The organism is Botrimarina sp., from assembly GCF_040219535.1.
Lineage (GTDB): Bacteria > Planctomycetota > Planctomycetia > Pirellulales > Lacipirellulaceae > Botrimarina.
Genome location: NZ_JAVJSH010000024.1, coordinates 146791 through 166087 on the forward strand (window position 1 = coordinate 146791; position 19297 = coordinate 166087).

General features: G+C 69.5%; 9 protein-coding genes. 5 read left to right on the forward strand and 4 right to left on the reverse strand.

All coding sequences use genetic code 11. The features are described from left to right. Positions 1–48: 48 nt before the first annotated feature. Positions 49–1170, reverse strand: a complete 1122-nt coding sequence (locus RIC11_RS14435; protein WP_350212497.1) for a hypothetical protein — start codon at positions 1168–1170, stop codon at positions 49–51. After that, the gene (locus RIC11_RS14440) at positions 1167–4337 is read right to left on the reverse strand and encodes a glycosyl hydrolase (RefSeq protein WP_350212499.1); all 3171 of its coding nucleotides are present in this window, start codon (positions 4335–4337) and stop codon (positions 1167–1169) included. The genes RIC11_RS14435 and RIC11_RS14440 overlap by 4 nt, the downstream gene beginning before the upstream one ends. A gap of 200 nt (positions 4338–4537) precedes the next feature. On the opposite strand from RIC11_RS14440, the gene RIC11_RS14445 reads away from it, so the two are divergent. After that, positions 4538–6919, forward strand: a complete 2382-nt coding sequence (locus RIC11_RS14445) for a glycoside hydrolase family 2 TIM barrel-domain containing protein (RefSeq protein WP_350212501.1) — start codon at positions 4538–4540, stop codon at positions 6917–6919. A gap of 34 nt (positions 6920–6953) precedes the next feature. Next, on the forward strand, positions 6954–9128 hold the full coding sequence (locus RIC11_RS14450; protein WP_350212503.1) for a pectate lyase family protein: 2175 nt from the start codon (positions 6954–6956) through the stop codon (positions 9126–9128). Between the two features lie 192 nt (positions 9129–9320). Here the strand turns inward: RIC11_RS14450 and RIC11_RS14455 are convergent, their stop codons facing one another. Beyond that, positions 9321–10751: a DUF1501 domain-containing protein gene (locus RIC11_RS14455; RefSeq protein ID WP_350212505.1), complete on the reverse strand. Its 1431-nt coding sequence runs from the start codon at positions 10749–10751 to the stop codon at positions 9321–9323. Positions 10752–10776: 25 nt separating this feature from the next. Continuing rightward, positions 10777–13878, reverse strand: coding sequence for a DUF1553 domain-containing protein (locus RIC11_RS14460; protein WP_350212506.1), 3102 nt, complete (start codon positions 13876–13878; stop codon positions 10777–10779). Between the two features lie 507 nt (positions 13879–14385). On the opposite strand from RIC11_RS14460, the gene RIC11_RS14465 reads away from it, so the two are divergent. The 3 genes from RIC11_RS14465 to RIC11_RS14475 all read left to right on the forward strand — a co-directional run bounded on the left by RIC11_RS14465 (position 14386) and on the right by RIC11_RS14475 (position 19277). Beyond that, complete coding sequence (locus RIC11_RS14465) at positions 14386–15297, forward strand: PEP-CTERM sorting domain-containing protein (protein ID WP_350212508.1); 912 nt, start codon at positions 14386–14388, stop codon at positions 15295–15297. A 333-nt stretch (positions 15298–15630) separates the two neighbouring features. Then, positions 15631–18630: an autotransporter-associated beta strand repeat-containing protein gene (locus tag RIC11_RS14470; RefSeq protein ID WP_350212510.1), complete on the forward strand. Its 3000-nt coding sequence runs from the start codon at positions 15631–15633 to the stop codon at positions 18628–18630. Further along, complete coding sequence (locus RIC11_RS14475; RefSeq protein WP_350212511.1) at positions 18627–19277, forward strand: DUF3826 domain-containing protein; 651 nt, start codon at positions 18627–18629, stop codon at positions 19275–19277. The genes RIC11_RS14470 and RIC11_RS14475 overlap by 4 nt, the downstream gene beginning before the upstream one ends. The last annotated feature ends 20 nt before the right edge of the window (positions 19278–19297 follow it).

The following is a 19297-nucleotide window of genomic DNA, read 5'->3' on the forward strand; positions in this document are numbered from 1 at the left end:
CTGCGGCGAGCGCGGCGGCTAAGCCGCGAGCGGCGGGGCGAAATATTCTCATTCGGCTTTGAGCGGCTCGGAGGTCGCTAGCGGCTTGGAGGTCGCCAGCGCGATGCTGCGGACTCCTCCGCCGACCGCGCAGTAGAAGTGGTAAACGACGCCCTCGTGCTTGATGATCCACGGCTTGTGCGCGAAGGTCTCGTCGAACGGATCGGAGGGCTCGACGAGGTTCGGCCCTTCCCACTTGGTCCAGTGGACCAGGTCATTCGACACGGCGAACGTGTCGAAAGCGGCGGCCGGCGGCTTCCACCCCGCGCCGAAGTAGGGCATGACCCACAGGTCGCCCATGCGGATGATCTGCGGGTCGCCGGAGATCCCCTTGCCGTTGTCGATGACCGGAGCGTCGCCGTGGCGGCGCCAATGGACCATGTCGTCGGACACGGCCACGCCGATCCGCTCGATCCAGTCCCCCTTCTGCTTGCCGTTGTAGAACATCACGAAGGGGGCGCCGAGCGAGCGTGACTCGTCGCGGAAGACGTGGCTCTTGTAGAGCGTGGCTTGCTCGAAGGGCCGCGCCCCCGAGTCGGAGGGCTCGAGGACGGGGTTCTCGCCGAGGCGCGTCCACGGCTCGGCCTTGGTGGGTTCCTTGGTCCACGCCATGCCGATAGCGAGCGGGTCGGTCTCGTAGCCCTGCTTCGCGCCGCCGAAGTAGCTCATCCAGTAGCGGCCGTCGTGCTGGGACAGCTCGTACGAGCCGCCCCACTCGGGGTCGACCAGGGCGATGCTGCCGTCGGCTTGCCAGCGGTCCCAGCCGTCGTCGCGGAACGGGAGGATCGTCCCCTCGGCGGTCCAGTTGACGAGGTCGTCGCTGCTCGCGAGGCGCGTCTCGTAGCCGACGAGTTCTTTGATGCTGACGAAGACCATCCACCACTTGCCGTCGTGGCGGAACACGTTCGGGCAGTCGAACATCTCGCCCTCGCCGGGCGTGAGCACACGGCCGTGCTTGTGCGGCGCGTGCAGCTCGTCGTACACGCGCCGCATCGTAGCGCTGTCGATCGCGGCGCCGTTCTCTTCTTCGGCAAAGGAGGGAACCGCGGCGGCGCCGAGCGCGCCAAGCGACGCCAAGAGCGCTGCGAGCCGGTTTGGGCGGAGCCGCCGTGTTGACTGGTTGGGGATCATTCGATGGGCTTCTGGGTGAGGAGCCTTGCGGGGCCCAAGAGGCCGAACCGGGCGGGGGCTTCGTCCGCCAGCCGCACGGGGGCGGAGGTCCAGGTTGTTCGTTCGTGTTTGGGTAGCGATCGATCGGCGATGAGGGCGTTCTTCCAGACGCTCGGCGTGGTGACACGCAACATATTCTCACCCGGCCGGACCGCACGGGTCACGTCGACTCGGTACGGCGCCGTCCACGCGACGCCGCAGTCGACGCCGTTCACCGCGACGCGGGCCAGCGCCTCGGCGCGGCCGACGTCGAGCCACAAGCGGACGCCCTCGGCGAGCGGCTCCTCGAGTTTGAACGTGGTCGTATAAGCGGCTTCTCCGGCGAAAGCGCGGAGTTCGCTGCGTTGGCTTAGGTCTGCGAGCCCCTCCAGCCGCAGGTCGGGCGGATCGTCGCCGACCGCCGCGTCGAACCGGACAAGCCACGGGCCCTCGATCCGGCCCGACCCGGTAGGCTCTTCGTATTGGGCCACGTCGCTCTGGCGGGTCAGCACGACGAGCATCGATTGATTCGCCTCTAGGGAAAGGCCTAGCTCAGTCCGCCGGGCGTGGTTGGCGTCGGCGCGCTGGCGAGCGCCGGTGAGCGGGTCCCACAGCTCGACGGCGTCGCCGGTTGCGCGGAGCGACAGGCGGAGGGCGCGGGGCTCGCCGGTCTGGTTCGCGACGAGGTACGCGTCCCAGCCCTCGCCGCGGCGGTGTGTCCAGGCGATGTTCTCGGCCCGGGCGCCCTCTGGCGTGAACGCACGGAAATCGGGGGGGACACCGTCAAGGTCCGGTTCGGTCCACGGCGGGTCGTTGGGCTTGTGCAGGAAGGCGTAACGCTGGCCGGCGCCCGCGGCGAGTGCGTCCGGGTTGAGCGAGTCGTACTTGTAGCCGCCCAGCGGGTCGGTCCAGTCGTCGGGCCGCGGGATGTTGGCCGACGCCCTTACGCCGACGGGCAGCTCGCGGAGCGGGCGGCCGAAGTTTTCCCGCCGCGCTTGTTCACGCTCGACAGCCTCCTGGCCGAAGAGGCCGGGCAGGCGGTCGACCAGCTTGCCCGGTGTGAGCGAGCGTCGGGGCAGGTCGCCCGTGATCGCGACGCCGATGTCGACGACCGGCTCGCCCGCTTGTAGCACGGCTTGGCAGCGCGCGAGGTAGTCGGTCCAGCCGCTCGCGTGTCGCGCCCAGGGCTGGTCGCGTTGGAAGAAGAGCCCCACGCCGCCGAGGGTCTGCCCCGGTTTGCGTTCGAGCCAAGGGTTGTGGGTCCACACGTGGATCACGAAGCGGTTCGCGCCGAGCGCGAGCTGCAGGTCGCCCAGCCGCTTGAGTCGGGCGGGCGTTTCGTCCCAGGCGATGCGGAGCTGGGTGAAGGCCTCGGCTTGGACGATGTGCTTGCCGTGGGCGTGGGCGCCGCTGACCGCGTCGCGCATGTCGGTCGGCTTGTCGTGGGTCGGGCTGTCGAGCCAGAACTCGCCCATCGGCGCGTCGAGGTAGGCGAAGTGCCGCAGGCCGTCGCCGGGCATCGTCGGCGCGGTGCACTCGCCGGTGAAGCGCACGCCCGACTCGTCGGCCAGGCGTCGCAGCGTGCCGTAGAAGCGTTCGACGTACAGCTCGGCGAGCGTTTCGCGGAGGTCGTGCAGCACGCGCTCGCTCGCTTCGGCCGACTCGATCGGCACGCCTGCCATCGCGGGGAGCCACTTGAGGAGCGAATCGCCGTGTTGCTTCTGGAAGACGGCGGGCAGGTCGGCGGTCCAGTTCTGCGCGCCGCACTCCCAGCTGTCGACGTGCAGCGTGCTTAGCACGCGCGACGCGTCGGCTCGGCCGAGCTCGTCGGCGATCTGGCGCTGGGCCTCGCCGAACCAGCGGTCGAATTGCAGCCGCGCGGCGTCGGCGTTCATCTTGTCGCACTCGAGGCCACGGCCGCCGCCGCCCGTGGCGTTCTCTCGGCCGGTCGACGTGTGGCCCAGCCGCATGACGAGCCACTCGCCAGGGGGAGCGTCCCAGCGGAGGCGACCCCGGCTGTCGACGCGGTCGGTCAGGTCGATGATCTCGGCGAGCGGCACGCACAAGCGTTGCGGCGCCAGCTCTTCCGTGGTTGGCGGGCTCTGCCGCCACACGGCACCACTCTTACCCCGCCAGTGGTGCACGCGCGGCGCGCTGGAGAGCACGATCGACTGCACCTTCAGCACGGGGGACCACTTCGCGTTGTCGAGGTCCTCCGCGCCGGGCTCGCTGCCGGCCGGGTCCCACGAGAAGCGGAAGCGGCGGGCGGTTGTTTCGGGCAACGCGTGCGTGACCGGCAAGCCTTCTTCTTGCCAGCCGTGGCGTGGCGCGTCGAGCCGCGCGACCTCGCGCCAGTCGGCGCCGTCGTCGCTCGCGCTGACCAACAGCCGCTGGCACTGGTAGTTCCGCCCGTCGGGAGTGACGGTCACGCTCCGCGCGGTGAACGGCTCGTCGAACGCGTACTCGATCCAGCAGGGCGCCTCGCTGCGGTAGCGCTCGGTGTTCTTGGGCGAAGCGAGTCTCGAGAGTCCCGGCTCCTGGTCGCTCGAGGTGACCCTCGGCGCGATCTGCTCGGTCGTCGCGCCATGGCCCGGCGGAAGCGGTAGCGCCAGCACGGCCACGTCGCGGTAGAAGCCGTCGTAAGCCTCGGGGCGGGCGAGTTGCGTGTCGGCCTGTTGGCCTCCGGTGACTGGCGTTTCACTCCACACGAGCTTCTGCATCGAAAGCTCGGGCGTGATCCACGGCCCGCCGGCCGTGGCGAAGCCATCGCACGCGTGCATGCCGAGTTCCAAGCCCAAGCGCCGCGCCTCGGCGGCCGCGTGCCGCACCATCCGCCAGAACCGCGGAGAGAGCTGCACGGCGAGTGGCTCGTACTCCGGCGGGTCCGTCGGGCCCTGGATCGGCATCAGGTACGCGCCGCTGAGGCCCGCGCGTTTCATCGCCTGGAGGTCGGCCGTGATCCCCTCTTCACTCACGCGGCCGTGCATCCAGTACCAGAAGACCCACGGCCGCGCGGCGGCGGGCGGCTCGGCGAACGCCGCACGGAGCTGGTCGATCGTCTGCGATCGGGCGAGCGGCGCCGCGGCGAGCGCAACGCAAGCCGCCGCGATCGCGATCCATCGATGGGCGGCCAACGGGCGGGGAAGCAAGGTGAGCGTTGCGATGGGAGGTGGCGCTAGCAAAGCGGAGCGGGGATACCGCACCGATGCGCGGCGAGTAGGCGAGTCGTCGTCCTCTCCACCCTACACGCGGCCGGCGAACGCGTCGGCCGGTGGGCGTCGCAAAACGGGCCCCGTTTTCAGGCGGCCGACCGTTGGCGTGTCTCGCGCCGGCCTGCTTGAATTGAGGGATGCGATTCTCCTTCCTCCTCGCGCTGTCCGCGGCGCTCGCTTCGCCAGCGGTCGGCGGCGAGCGGACGCTCATCGATGACGGCTGGCGCTTCCACCTCGGCGACGCGCCGGGCGCGGAGGCCGCCGACTACGACCACAGCTCCTGGCGCCAGCTCGACCTGCCACACAACTGGAGCATCGAGCACCCGACCGAGCCCGACGCCCCCAGCGCCGGCCCCGGCGGTTATCACCGGATGGGAGTGGGCTGGTACCGCCGCGAGCTGCCGCCGGCGACCGACGGGGAGCGCCTCAGCGTTGAGTTCGAGGGCTGCTACGGCGACACGCAGGTGTGGCTCAACGGCGAGCGGCTTGGCAAACACCTGTACGGCTACACGCCCTTCGCGCTCGAGCTGCCCGACGCCCGGGCCGATGGCCCGAACGTGATCGCCGTACGGGTCGACAACTCCGCGCAGCCCAATTGCCGCTGGTACAGCGGCTCGGGCCTGTACCGCCACGTGTGGCTGCGACGGAGCGGAGAGATAACGATCGAGCCGGAGAGCGTTTGGCTAAAGACGCTCCGGCTGTCTGATGAGCGGGTGCTCGCCGAGGTGGTCTTTTCTGTCGAGAACACAGGCGATGCGGAGCAAGCGCACTCGGCTACGGTCTCGCTCTTCGCGCCAAGCGGCCAACAAGTCACGCGAAAGAACGTCGGAATCAATGCGCCCGCAGGCGGCGCGGCGGAGGCCACCGTTCGGCTCGAGATCGACGAGCCAGAATCTTGGACGCCCGAATCGCCTGCGCTGTACGAGCTGCGTGTCGAGCTGACCGGACCCGAAGGAAAGCCGATCGACAAAGCCTCGCAGCGGGTCGGATTGCGGACGGTCGAGGTCAATGCCGAGCGCGGGTTCTTGCTCAACGGCGAGCCGGTCGTCCTGTACGGCGGCAACGTGCACCACGACCACGGGCCGCTCGGCGCGGCCTCGTACGACGCGGCCGAACGCCGCCGCGCGACGCTGTTGAAGCGGGCCGGCTTCAACGCGATCCGCACGTCGCACAACCCGCCGGCCGAGGCTTTCCTCGACGCGTGCGACGAGCTGGGCCTGCTGGTCATCGACGAGGCGTTCGACGGCTGGCGCGCGAGCAAGCTCGCCAAGGACTACGGTGACCACTTCGACGAGATCTGGCGCGACGAACTGTCCGCCATGGTGCGCCGCGACCGTCGCCACCCGTCGGTCGTGATGTGGAGCATCGGCAACGAGATGTACGAACGCGGCAAGCCGAGCGGAGTGCGGTACGCCCACGCGCTGGCCGACCACGTGCGCGAACTCGACCCGACGCGGCCGGTCACCGCCGGTGTGAACGGCCTGGGCGAGCGGCCGTGGAGCGAGCTCGACCCGCTGCTGGAGCCGCTGGGCGCGTGCGGTTACAACTACGAGATCGGCCGCTACGCCGCCGACCACCAGCGCCTGCCGCGACGCGTGATGTACGGCAGCGAGACCTACCCGGTCGATGTCTTCAAGAGCTGGCGCGCGACAACCACGCAGCCGTGGGTCGTCGGCGACTTCGTTTGGTCGGCGATCGACTACCTCGGCGAGGCCGGTATCGGCCGCGCTTACCCGGCGGGCGAGGAGCCCAAGACCCATTGGGAAGCGGAGCACTACCCGTGGCGCGGCGCCGCCTGCGGCGACATCGACTTGGTGGGCCAGCGGAAGCCGATCTCCTACTACCGCAACATCGTTTGGGACCGCGGCGAGACCCTCTACGCGTGGGTCGTCGACCCGGCGGGCCAGCCGTGGTCGCTCACCCCTTGGGCGACCGAGCCGGCCCGCGCCGACTGGACTTGGAACGTCGGCGACGGGACCCCGCTCACGGTGCGTGCCGCGAGCCGCTGGCCGCGCGTGCGGCTGATGCTGAACGACGAGCCGGTCGGCGAGGCCGACGCCGGCGAAGAGAACGAGTTCTTGGCCTCGTTCAGCGTGCCTTACCGCCCCGGTGAGCTCGTCGCGATCGGCCTCGACCGCCAAGGCGCCGAGCGCGAACGCGTGCGGCTCACGACCGCCGGCCCGGCCGCGCGCCTCGAGTTGCGGGCCGAGGCCCCCAGCGTCTCGGCCGATCGGCAGTCGATCGTGCAAGTCGACGCGGCCGTCGTCGACGCCCGCGGACGGGTCCAGCCGCTGGAGGAAAAACTCGTTCGCTTCGAGGTCGCCGGCCCGGCCGAGTTGATCGCGGTCGGCTCGGCCGATCTGACCAGCCCACGCGCGTACACCGGCGACCGTTTTGAGACCCACCAAGGCCGCATGCAAGCGGTGCTACGCGGCACGGGCCTGCCGGGCGAGGCGACGCTCACCGCCACCGCCGAGGGCCTCCCGCCGCGAACCGCCCGCGTAAGCTTCACCGATTGAAACCCTGACGCTTCGCTCACCCCGATAGAATCTCATGCGCTTTGCTTTGTTCTTTACAGTCACCTGTGTCGCCTGCCTCGTGTCGGCCGCGGCCGACGCGGCGCCGCGTTTCGACCTCAGCGCCGCCACCGGCCGGAGCGACGCGGAGACGCGCGGCTGGACCGAGTGGGAGTTCGGCGGCGCGAGCGCGGCCTCGCGCGACGCGGAGGGGCTGACCATCACGCTGCGGGCCGAAGAGGGGCTGCTAGAAGGTTTCCTGCACAAGGCGGGCCTCGCGACGGGCGCGACGCTCGCCAGCGACGGCTTCCGCTCGGAAGGGCCGATCGAGATTAAGATCGAGGGCCTCTCTGCCGGGCGGCACAGCCTGGCGACCTGGCACGCGGCGTTTGGCAACGGGCCGGCCGGTGAGGTCACCCTCGCCGTCGGCGACGCGACGGACTCCGCCCGCCCCGCCCGCGCCCCCAAGCACGACGCCGACGCGGCGACCGCGTACGTGGAGTTCGACGCCGACGCGGACAAGCCGGTGCGGGTCCGCTTGTCGGCGGCCGACGGCCCGGTGGTGCTCAACGCGCTGGAGCTCGACGCCCCGAACCCGGCGCGGCGGGCCGAATCGCCCACGCCGGCCGACTACGACGGCCACGCCGACGGCGACAACGGCTCGGTGAAGCTCTCTTGGCAAGGGGGCGACAACGCGAGCGAGTACCGCGTGTTCCTCGGCTCCGCGAGCGAAGAAGGGGCCGCGCGGGCGATCGCGGCCGCCGCGCGGGAGCCCCTCGCGGTGACCACCGAGCCGACCGCTGACGCGCCGATCGAAGAGAACGACAGCCTGCGGTGGTACGCGTGGCGGGTCGACACCCTCGGGTCCGACGGGCGGATCACGCCCGGCCAGGTGTGGGCCTTCCGCGTGCGGCATTTGGCGTTCCCCGGCGCGCAGGGCTACGGCCGCTTCGCCCGCGGCGGCCGGGGCGGTCGGGTGCTGCACGTGACGAACCTCAACGACTCGGGCCCGGGCAGCCTCCGCGCAGCGGTCGAGGCCGAGGGGCCGCGCACGGTCGTGTTCGACGTGTCCGGCCGGATCGTGCTCCAGAGCCGCCTGATCATCCGCAACGGCGAGCTGACCATCGCCGGCCAGACCGCGCCGGGCATGGGCGTGTGCCTGTCGAACTACAACCTCGGCGCGATGGGCGCCGAGGACGTGATCATACGCTACCTGCGTGTCCGGCCCGGCGACACGGCCGGCAAGACGCTCGACGGCATGGGCCTGGCGAGCTGCAACCACGCGATCGTCGACCACTGCTCGATCAGCTGGACGCAGGACGAGTCGTTCAGCTCGCGCGGCGCGGAGAACATCACGCTGCAGCGCACCCTCATCAGCGAGGCCCTCAACATCGCCGGGCACAAGAAGTACGAGGACGGCAAGTCGCACGGCTTCGCCGCGAGCATCGGCGGCGACATCGGCAGCTTCCACCACAACCTGCTCGCCCATTGCGCGGGCCGCAACTGGAGCCTCGCCGGCGGCGTCGACCAGGCGAACCGCCACCGCGGCCGCCTCGATATCCGCAACAACGTGGTCTACAACTGGGACCACCGCACGACCGACGGCGGCGCGCGGCTCGTGCAGTTCGTCAACAACTACTACAAGCCGGGCCCCGCGACGCGGATCCTGACCTACCTGAACCCGGACTACGAGAACCCCTCGTTCGGGCCGCAGCAGTACTATGTCGAGGGGAACGTGGTGGAGGGCGTGTCGGAGCCCGAGGGGCCCGTCGGCCCGTTCGCCGGCATGGACGTGCGCGGCTCGCAGCCCGAGCCGGTCACCCTCGACGAGCCGTTCTTCCCGCCCCACGTCGACACACAGCCCGCGCGCAAGGCCTACGACGACGTGCTGGCCGACGTGGGCTGCAACTACCCCGAGCTCGACGAGCACGACCAGCGCGTGCTGCGCGAGGTCCGCGAGGGGACGACCACCTACACCGGCAGCCGCAGCGGCAAGCCGGGCCTGCCCGATTCGCAGGACGACGTCGGCGGTTGGGAGGACTACCCCGAGGTCCAACGCGACGCCGATTGGGACCCCGACGCCGACGGCATCCCCTCCGAGTGGGAACGCTCGCACGGCCTCGACCCGAACGACCCAACCGACGGGCCCGTCGACCCGGACCGCGACGGCTACACCAACCTCGAGGACTACTTGAACGGCCTCGTGGAGTGAGGGCCGGGAAGCGCTAGCCGCCGCGAGCCGGAGAGCCCACTGGGGGAGCCGGAGAGCGTTAGCTCCCGGAGCGCGCAACGGCAGGGATTGCCTGCTCTTGGATCACTCCGGGAGCTTACGCTCTGCGGCTCCCTTGAGTCGCGCTCCGGCTGCTTAGGGCGCCGTCGTCCTCTGCGGCGCTCAGGGGACCTCTTAGGCAATCAGGTCTTGCACGACATTGCCGTGCACGTCGGTCAGGCGGTAGCGGCGGCCTTGGTGCTTGTAGGTGAGCCGCTCGTGGTCCACGCCGAGCAGGTGCAGCATCGTCGCGTGCAGGTCGTGCACGTGGACCGGGTCCTTCGTGATGTTGTAGCTGAAGTCGTCGGTCTCGCCGTAGACGAGGCCCGGCTTCACGCCGCCGCCGGCCAGCCACATGGTGAAGCAGCGTGGGTGGTGGTCGCGGCCGTAGTTGTCGGCGGTGAGGGCGCCCTGGCTGTACGCGGTGCGGCCGAACTCGCCACCCCAGACGACCAGCGTGTCTTCGAGCATGCCGCGGCGCTTGAGGTCCGTCACGAGGGCCGCCGCGCCCTGGTCGGTCGCGGCGCACTGGCGGCGGATGTCGCTCGGCAGGTTGTCGTGTTGGTCCCAGCCGCGGTGGAACAGCTGCACGAACCGCACGCCGCGCTCGGCCAGCCGCCGGGCGAGCAGGCAGTTCGCGGCGAACGTGCCGGGCTCGCGCGCGTCGGGGCCGTAGAGGTCGAGCGTCTCGTCCGATTCGCCCGACAGGTCGGTCACGTCGGGGACCGACGCCTGCATGCGGAAGGCCATCTCGTACTGCTCGATCCGCTCCAGCACGCGCGGGTCGCCGGTGGCCTCGTGCTGCAGTTGGTGCAGGTCGGCGAGGCGGTCGAGCAGCGCGCGGCGCGCCGCACGGTTCTGGCCCTCGGGGTTGTTCAGGTAGAGCACCGGGTCGGCGCCCGCGCGGAGCTGCACGCCCTGGTGCGTGGAGGGGAGGAAGCCGGAGCCCCACAGCCGCGAGTAGATCGGCTGGCCGGTCCCGCCCTTGGAGACCAGCACGCAGAAGGTGGGGAGGTTGTCGTTGAGCGAGCCGAGGCCGTAGCTGAGCCACGCGCCGATCGACGGGCGGCCCGCGTTCTGCGAGCCGGTCTGGAAGAAGGTGATGGCGGGGTCGTGGTTGATCGCGTCGGTGTGCATCGAGCGGACCACGCAAAGCTCGTCGACCACCTTCGCGGTGTGCGGCAATAGCTCGCTGACCCAAGCGCCGTGCTTGCCGTGTTGCGCAAAGTCAAACTGGGCGCCGGCCAGCGGGAGCGTGGCTTGGTTGGCGGACATGCCGGTCAAGCGCTGGCCGTCGCGGACCGATTCTGGGAGTTGCTCGCCGTTGAGGCGGTTGAGCTTCGGCTTGTAGTCCCAAAGGTCCATCTGCGACGGGCCGCCGCTCATGAACAGGTAGATCACGCGCTTCGCGCGCGGCGCATGGTGCAACGCATCGAGCACGCCCGGCGTGGCGGAGGCGGTCGCTTCCCGGGGCAGCAGTTGCGCCAGCGCGGCCGCGCCGAGGGAAAGCCCGCCCGCGCGGAGGAAACAGCGGCGGTTCAGGTTGTCAAAGGCAGGATCGAACATGGGGCTGTTTTTGAAGGACCCGAGGCTACCGCTTCATCACGAAGGCGTCGTGGTTGAGCACGGCCAGCGCCGTAGCGGCCATCGCGGCGGCTTCGGGGTCGGGATCGGCTTCGCCGCGGTCGCCAACGGAAAGCAGCGTGGCGGACGCGTGGCGGTCTTGCTGGAAGTACTCGAGCTGCTCGTGGTAGAGCCGCCGCAGCACGGCGGACTCGGCCTCGGTCGGCGCGCGGCTGGTGGCGCGCCGCCAGAGGTTCTCTAGCCGCTCGGCGAGCGCGTCGCCGGCGACGCTTTCGGCGAGGCCGCACGCGGCCTCGACGTACTGGGGGTCGTTCAGCAAGACCAGCGCCTGCAGCGGCGTGGCGGTCGCTTCGCGGCGCATCGTGCAGACCTCGCGGTCGGCCGCGTCGAACGTCATCATCGACGGCGGCGGGCTGGTGCGTTTCCAGATCGTGTAGAGGCTCCGGCGGTGGCTCCCCGGACCGGCGTCGCGCCGGTAGGTCGCGGCGCCTTTCTCTTCCCACAGCCCGGGCGGCTGGAACGGGTGAACGGGCGGCCCGCCGATCTGCTCGACGAGCAGGCCGCCGACCGCCAACGCCGAGTCGCGCAGCGCCTCGGCCGACAGCCGGCCGCTGGGGCCGCGGGCCAGCAGCTCGTTCTGCGGGTCCGCCTCGCGCAGCTCGGGTGAGGCGACCGACGACTGCCGGTAGGTTTCCGACGTGACGATCAACCGCACGAGCTGCTTCACGTCCCAACCCGACTCGACGAATCGCACCGCGAGCCAGTCGAGCAGGTCCGGGTGCGTGGGCGCCGCGCCCTGGCTGCCGAAGTCGTTGGGCGTGGCGACGAGGCCGCGGCCGAAGAGCGATTGCCAGAACCGGTTGACCGCGACCCGCGCTGTCAGCGGGTTCTCCCGCGACGTGACCCACCGCGCCAGGCCGAGGCGATCGCCGCGCTGTTGGGTGAGGTCCGACGCGATCGCCGCCGGCGGGGCGGGCTCGACCTCTTCGCCGGGCGAGTCGTACGCGCCCCGCTCGAGCAGGTAGCTCGGCCGGCGCTCCGGCAGGTCGGCCATCGTGGCGATCTGCGGGATCGCGTCGCGCAGCACGTCGCGCTCCAGCCGAGCGTGCTGCAGCCGCGCGCGGGCGTCGGTCCATGCGGGCGTGTGGCGCCGCAGGTGGTGCTCGCGCCAGTCGGCGGCGCCGACCTCCGATTCGCCGAGGCCGGCGAGGCTCGCCACCTCGACCGGAGTGAGCTCGGCCGTGTACACGCCCAGCTCGTCGACCGCGCCCCCCTTGAAGCCCACGTCGCGGAAGCGATGGCCGACGGTCAGGCGGACGTTCTTGTCGGCGGCCAGGTCGCGCTCGGCGTAGCGGATCGTGCGAGTCAGCGAGTCGTGGAGGGTCTCGGTTTCGGCGCGGCGTCCGTTGACGTAGAGCCGCAGCCCCCCGGCTCGGGAGGAGCCGTCGTAGGTCAGTGCGAGGTGCGTCCAGCGTTCGGCGGGGAGCGGCTCGGCGGCGCGGACCTGGATGGCGTCGCCGGGCCAGAAGTGCACCAGCGCCGCGCCGGGTCGGCCCCCGTCGAGGGTGATCTGGTAGCCGCGTCCGGCCGCGTCGAGCCACGCCTGGGAGCGGTGAACGATGACGGCGCTCTGCTCGGGCGACGCCGGGCGGACCCAGATCGAGAGCGAGAAGGGCTGGCTGCGGTCCATCGCGTGCGGCGGGCCCGCCCAACCGTTCTCGCCGTCAAGCGACAAGGCGGACCCGCGCCCGCCGGGGCCCTCGATACGGGCCGGCTCGCCGACGAGCTTCTCGTCGTCGGACAGCTCGTCGAAGCCGTACCGGCCAGCGGGCGCCGGCGGCTCCGGGAGGCCCTCGCCGGCCGGGACAGCCCGCGCGTCGATCCCGTGCTGCTGCTGCTCGAGCGCACGGACTCGGGTTTCCAGCTCGTCGAGCTGTTTCCGCTGGGCCGTGGTCGACAGGTCCAGCGCCGGCGTGGGCGTGGCGTCGGTGAAGTGCGAATAGAGGCCCAGTTCGCCGGTGTTATCGAAGTACGCGGCCATCGCGTAGTAGTCGCGCTGCGAGATCGGGTCGAACTTGTGGTCGTGGCAGCGGGCGCACTCGAGCGTGAGGCCGAGCACCGCCGCGCCGACGGTGTTCACCCGGTCGGCGACGTTCTCCGCGCGGAACTCGGCGGGGATGCTGCCGCCTTCGTTGGTCTCTCGGTGAAGGCGGTTGAAGGCGGTCGCTAGGCGTTGTTCTTGCGTGGCGTCGGGGAGCTGGTCCCCGGCGAGCTGCCAGGTGAGGAACTCGTCATACGGCAGGTTGTCGTTGATCGCGCGGACAACCCAGTCACGCCACGGCCAAACGCGGCGGAAGCGGTCGGCTTGGTAGCCGTAGGTGTCGGCGTAGCGGGCCGCGTCGAGCCAGTCGGTGGCCATCCGCTCGCCGAACCGCGGCGAAACGAGCAGCCGGTCGACGACCCGCTCGTACGCGTCGGGCGACTGGTCGGCGAGGAACGCGTCTAGCTCCTCGGTGGTGGGCGGCAGGCCGGTGAGGTCGAGCGTCACGCGGCGGAGGAGGATCGACTTGTCGGCCGTCGCGTTGGGCTCAAGACCTTCCTGCTGGAGCCGCCGACGCACGAACGCATCGACCGGATGGGCCGGTTCCGAAGCGTTGGCGTTTCCCGAAGCCGAGTCGGGCAAAGCCACGTCCGGGGGGACGAAAGCCCAGTGGTCCGCCCACCGCGCGCCTTGCTCGACCCAGCGAACCAGCAGCGTGATCTCGTCGTCGGTCAGTGACAGGTGCGAGTCGGGCGGGGGCATCTGCTCCCACTCGTCGTCGGAGCGGATGCGTCGCACCAGTTCGCTCGCCGAGGGGTCGCCGCGGACGACCAGCGCGTCGTCGGAGTCGCCGATGTAGCTCGAACCGTCGTCGAGCCGCAGGTCGGCTTGACGCGAAGCGGAGTCGGGCCCGTGGCAGGCGAAGCAGCGATCGGATAGCAGCGCGCGGGCTCGGCGGGCCAGCGATGTGGCGCTGGGCGGCTCGTCGGCGGCGGCCGACGGCGCCAGCACGGCCGCCGACGCGATTGCTAGCAAGGGAATCGCGGCTAGGGGGTGTCGGATCGCCATCCGGGAATTAGGTGAGAGGAGGCAATGGGGCACGGCGAGAAACGCCAACGCCGGAGGCCCTATCGCTGAAGGATACGCGTGGGGCCGCCGCCAACGCATGCGGGCGGACGCCCGATTCTAGACAACTGGGGGGCGCACGCCCGCGATTGGCGCTAGATTTCGTGGCGCATGTCCTGAAGAGGCAGTCACTTAGGGCGGGGCAGGGCTGTCTCAAAATAGGGCTGTCCGAAGCTAGACCTGGCTGGAGGCCCGTTTAGTCTGGAGGGAGTAGCAAGCCTTTGCGGGAGTCGCCTTTTGCGACGACGAAGCAGCGACGGCCGGGCCGTCGCGGCTCTCCCGCCGAAGCGGGCTGCAGCAGAGGCCGGTCGCGGTAGGGTTGACGGACGGCCCCGCGTGTGGACTGCTAAAAGGTGCGTACAGCTTGTCTTACTAGTTTTTGGGTTGAAAGGCGGCGTCGGACTCGTCTCCCTCGAGCCTCATCTCGTTTCGTTTCCGCGGAGTGACCTCATGAGTTGCACACGATTGTTCTCCCTCTTCATGGCGGGCGCGATTTGCGCGTCGGCCAGCGCGGCGCCGATCTGGGTGCCGACCAACTTCGGCGCCGGCGCCGACGCGGAGGTTCGCGAGTCGAACTTCAGCCAGAACCGCGGCGGCAGCACCGAGATCGCCTCTCGGATCGCCGACAACTTCCCCGCCGGTGACGGCAACGACGGCTCCGACCGCAACAGCTTGATCTACGTGAAGATCGACCTGTCCGAAACGGTCGCCGTGCCCGCGGGCGGCAGCGCGTTCCGGATGACCTACCGGAACAACAACCTGAACCAGTCGCGTATCCAGGACTACATCACGCCGAACTCGGGCTTTCGCACCGGCATGGCGTTCTACGGCCTCGCTCCGGGCCAGACCTGGGACGAGAGCACCATCACCTACGCGAACGCTCCGGGCATCGATTTCCCGGGTGACGGTAACATCGGCACGCGTGACCTCAACAGCGACCTGACGTTCCTGGGCACCGCCACCTTCCCGGACATCGGCACGCAGAACCACCTGCCGATCGGCGGCTCGCTGGAGTTCCGCAGCGTGAACCTGGACAACTTCATCCAAGCTGCGCTGGACGCCGGTGAGGACGAGGTGACGATCGTGTCGCACGTGGCCCACGACTCCAGCGCCTTCTTCAAGCAGTTCAATAACTGGATCAATTTCAACTACCTGTTCAACCCGAAAGAGCAGACCACGCTCAACGGGGACAACTACGACCCGGGCGATGGCAGCGGCAACATCGGCAACCTGTTCGGCACCGACAACAGCATGGGCCAATTCTCGCCCGCTCTGTTGCTCGAGCAGATCCCCGAGCCGACCACCGCGGTGCTCAGCCTCGTCGGCCTGGCCGGCGTCGCCGCGGCGCGTCGTCGCAGCTGACCAAGCCGCGACCCGCGAGGGTCGCTGCTGATAACCACAATCCGGGGCCCGCACGATGAGCGTGCGGGCCCCGTTTGTTTTGCGCCCTCAGCCTGTCCTGAAATGAGGCTGCCGGCTGCGGGCCTAAATCCGCGGGCATCGATTAAGCTGAATGCGTGGATTTGAACTCTCCCCAGGACCGTACGGCATCGCCGACGGCCCTTGATCGATTCCCTCTTTCGAGGTGAGACACCGATGTTCGTACAGGCGCGTTGGATTGCGTTTTTTGGGTTGGGACTACTGCTGGCTCCAACCGCTTCTGCGCAGATCACCGTTTCGGATTGGAACTCGTCGTTGACCGGCCTGCAGCAGTGGCAGGTGGACGCGAACTGGAGCACCGCCGAGTACCCGGACGACCCCGGCCGCGTTGACAACAACGTGACGCAGATCAACCCCGTCGTGGGCGCGAACCTGTCGGTTCCGCTCGGCGCGGACCTGAACGTGAACGTCGGCGCCACCGACGTGACCGTGGCGATGCTGCAGATGGGCGGCACGGCCGGGCCGGTCAACACGACCGTCAGCACCGATGGCGCCGGCCGCTTGGTGTTCGAGAACAACGAATTGAACGACGACACCGACCCGGACAACATCATCCCGGCGTTCAACTCTAGCCGCCCGCTGCTGGTCAGCGCCGGCGTGCCCGGCGCGACGAACGTCATCACGGCGCCGATCTTCATCAACCGCCAGTCGCTGGACATCGGCTCTTGGGAAGAATTCGAGACGACCAACGACCTGCTGATCTCCGGTCCTATCCTGTTCGACGGGACCGACTTCACGTCGAGCATCAACTTCGAGGCGCCCGGCCGCACGCTCACGATCGATAGCAACCTGGTCGTGAACGACATCTTCATGGGGGAAGCGAACAACCCGCGTGACTTCGCGATCAACCAGAGCCCCGATTCGGCCGGCACGGTCATCCTGAATGGGAATATCACCGGCGACGGCGAACTCGAGCTCGGCCCCCGCACCAACAACGGGCCGCTGGCCACTGCGATCATCAACGGCGCCATCTCGACCACCGACGGCGTGTCGCTGGGCGTGATGAACTACGTGCTGACGAACAACAACGCGTTCAGCGGCGGCCGGGTCCGGCAGAACAGCCAAACCGGGTCGCTCGGGGTGAACCTGATCTCCGACAGCGACGACCGAGTCATCAGCGCCGAGATGCAACTCGCGCAGTACGTGACGATCAAGGGCGAGAACAGCCTCGAGTGGGCCGGCGAGGTCGCTCAGACAAACGCACGCGGCTTCATCAACCTGCTGCCCGCGGGCAAGACCTTCACGCTGTCGGGGACGCAGTACGCCGACGACCAGCTCCCCGCCGACGAGACCGCGATCCCCGCCGGCGACACCGAGTACAACTTCGACGGGTCGGGCAAGACGGTCGTTACCGGCGCGCTGAAGGACCACATGGACCCAGAAGCCGACTTGTTGGTGAACCGCTCCTTCGGCAAGCGGGGCACCGGCGCCGTCTACCTGCAAGGCAGCATCCAGGACACGCCCAACATCAGCACCTTCGGCGGCTTCTTGATCGTTCAGGGCGGCAACCTGCACCTGGCGACCGGCGCCGACCTGGGCAACTCGAGTCGGGTCAAGTCCACGGGCGGCGCCATCGGCTTGGACAACGGCACGGTGACCGGCCCCGACTCGGCCGCGCTGCTGAACCGCCTACGCAACCGCTCGCAGGCGCCGTTGACCCCGCAGGGCGACCTGCAGCGAACCGACGACTTCGCTTCGGGCGGCTTGATGCTCGCGCCATCGGAGTCGGCGGTGAACCTCGACTTCACAACCGGCCTGCTCGTCCGCGCGGGCGACATGTCGGTCGCCGCGCCCGAGCAGGGGATGACCTACACGGGCACGGTCACGCCGCTGAACAACACGTACAAGTTCGGCGGTGGCGCCGGCGTGATCACCCTGCCGAACCAGAACCAGTTGACCGGCGCCCGGTCGCTGGTCGTGAAAAACGGCCATGACATCGAGGGCCGGCAGGGCCTCGGCGGTGTGCGGATCACGGCGACCAACAACTACACCGGGAGCACCCGGATCGAAGGCCGCTCGCTGAACAGCCAGCAAGACCAAGCGGCGATCGACGGTGGCGTCACCGGAAGCCAATTCAACGGCACCACTCTCACGGTGACGTCGCTCCTCAACGGCGGCCAGGCGAGCGGCATCGGTGCGTCGAGCAACGCGGCTTCGAACCTGGTCATCCAGGGCGGCGCCCTCCGCTACGAGGGAGCGGCCACGAGCACCGACCGGCTGTTCACCATCGGCACCCGCGGCGCGACGATCGACTCGTCGGGCACGGGGGCGGTTGTTTTCAGCAACACCGGCGCGCTCGCCATCGACACGGCCGAAGCACGGCAGGGCGTGACCAGCGGCGGCGCCTTCGGTTTTGAAGCCGGCACGACGCCCGCCAGCCAGAGCGTCGCCTACAACATTGGCGATACGAGCGACCTCGTGCCGGGGATGCAGATCATGGGCAACTTCCTCACCGAGAGCCCGACCGACGACGACGAGGTCATCACGATCACCGCGATCCAGAGCCCGACCCGTGTCGTGTTCAGCGACCCGATCGGGCCGTTCGTGAACTTCTTGGAAGCGCCATCGACGCTGTCCTTCGTCGACGCGGAGCGGACTTTCACGCTGACCGGTGACAACACCGGCAACAACACCTTCCGCCCCATCATCGGCGATTCGGCTACCAACGTGGTGAACGTCGCGAAGGAAGGCTCCGGCAAGTGGATCCTCGACGCGGTGAACACCTACACGGGCGACACGCTCGTGAACGATGGCGTGCTGTCGATCACCAACGACTACCTGGCCGACGACGCCAACGTGTACGTCGAGGGCGACGCCCTCTTCGACCTCGACTTCGCCGGCACGGACGTGATCAACGCCTTGTTCTTGGCCGGCGCGTCGGTCGTCGAAGGCACCTACGGCGCCATCGGCTCGGGCGCGATGTTCGAGAGCAGCTTGTTCACCGGCACGGGCCTGCTGTCGGTCACCGAGAGGATCTTCAGCGAGATCCCCGGCGACTACAACAACGACGGAGTCGTGAACGCGGCGGATTACACGCTGTTCCGCGACAACGAAGGCGCCTCGACCCAGCTGGCGAACGACCCGATCGGCGGAACGATCGGCGCCCCCCAGTACGACCAGTGGGCGGCGAACTACGGCCTCACCGAGCCGCCCCCCGAGATGGAAATGGCTGCTGGCGCTGTCCCCGAGCCGGCCGCGGCCGTGCTCGGCCTGATGGCTCTTGTCGCGGCCGCCTGCGGGCGGCGGAAGTCATGAGGCGCCGTCAACCCGGCGCAACTTGCACGGCGGCCCTGCTGCTGGCGGCATTGATCGCCAGCAGCGGGCCGGCCCGGGCCGACGCCACTGGCGGCGCGGCCCAGGACGACCAGGCGTACCGACGCGTGGTCGAAGGCCGGGCCGCCCGGATCGTCGAGGACCTCGGCCTGACCGGCGCTGAGCAAGAGCAACGCGTGGTCGACGCGATCGCCGACCAATACGAGGCCCTCAGCGCCGCTCACGACCGCCGCGACGAGCGGCTCGCAGCGGCGGGCGCCGACGAGACAGCCGTGCGTGACGCCGCGCACCGGGAGGTGGTCGAACTGCACCGGCGGTTTGTCGCGCGGCTGGCCGCCGAACTGGCCGCGGAGCAGGTCGACACGGTCAAGGACGGCATGACGTACGGCGTCGTGCCGATCACGTACGCCGGCTACGTGCGTCTGCTTCCCGACCTGACCGACGATCAGAAGCGGATGATCCTCGCCAATCTGCTCGAAGCCCGCGAGCACGCGATGGACGCCGGCTCGTCCGACGAGAAGCACGCTTGGTTCGGCAAGTACAAGGGCCGGATCAACAACCGCCTGTCCGAAGCGGGCTACGACCTGAAACAGGCCGAGCGTGACCTCGCCGAGCGCGAGGGCCGCTAGCGCCGCGACCCGCTGGGCTC

What these genes read in the sequence shown, in the direction of transcription:
- RIC11_RS14435 (WP_350212497.1), bottom strand. Translation starts at nt 1,170, where the DNA reads ATGATCCCCAACCAGTCAACACGGCGGCTCCGCCCAAACCGGCTCGCA.
- RIC11_RS14445 (WP_350212501.1), top strand. Translation starts at nt 4,538, where the DNA reads ATGCGATTCTCCTTCCTCCTCGCGCTGTCCGCGGCGCTCGCTTCGCCA.
- RIC11_RS14450 (WP_350212503.1), top strand. Translation starts at nt 6,954, where the DNA reads ATGCGCTTTGCTTTGTTCTTTACAGTCACCTGTGTCGCCTGCCTCGTG.
- RIC11_RS14455 (WP_350212505.1), bottom strand. Translation starts at nt 10,751, where the DNA reads ATGTTCGATCCTGCCTTTGACAACCTGAACCGCCGCTGTTTCCTCCGC.
- RIC11_RS14460 (WP_350212506.1), bottom strand. Translation starts at nt 13,878, where the DNA reads ATGGCGATCCGACACCCCCTAGCCGCGATTCCCTTGCTAGCAATCGCG.
- RIC11_RS14465 (WP_350212508.1), top strand. Translation starts at nt 14,386, where the DNA reads ATGAGTTGCACACGATTGTTCTCCCTCTTCATGGCGGGCGCGATTTGC.
- RIC11_RS14475 (WP_350212511.1), top strand. Translation starts at nt 18,627, where the DNA reads ATGAGGCGCCGTCAACCCGGCGCAACTTGCACGGCGGCCCTGCTGCTG.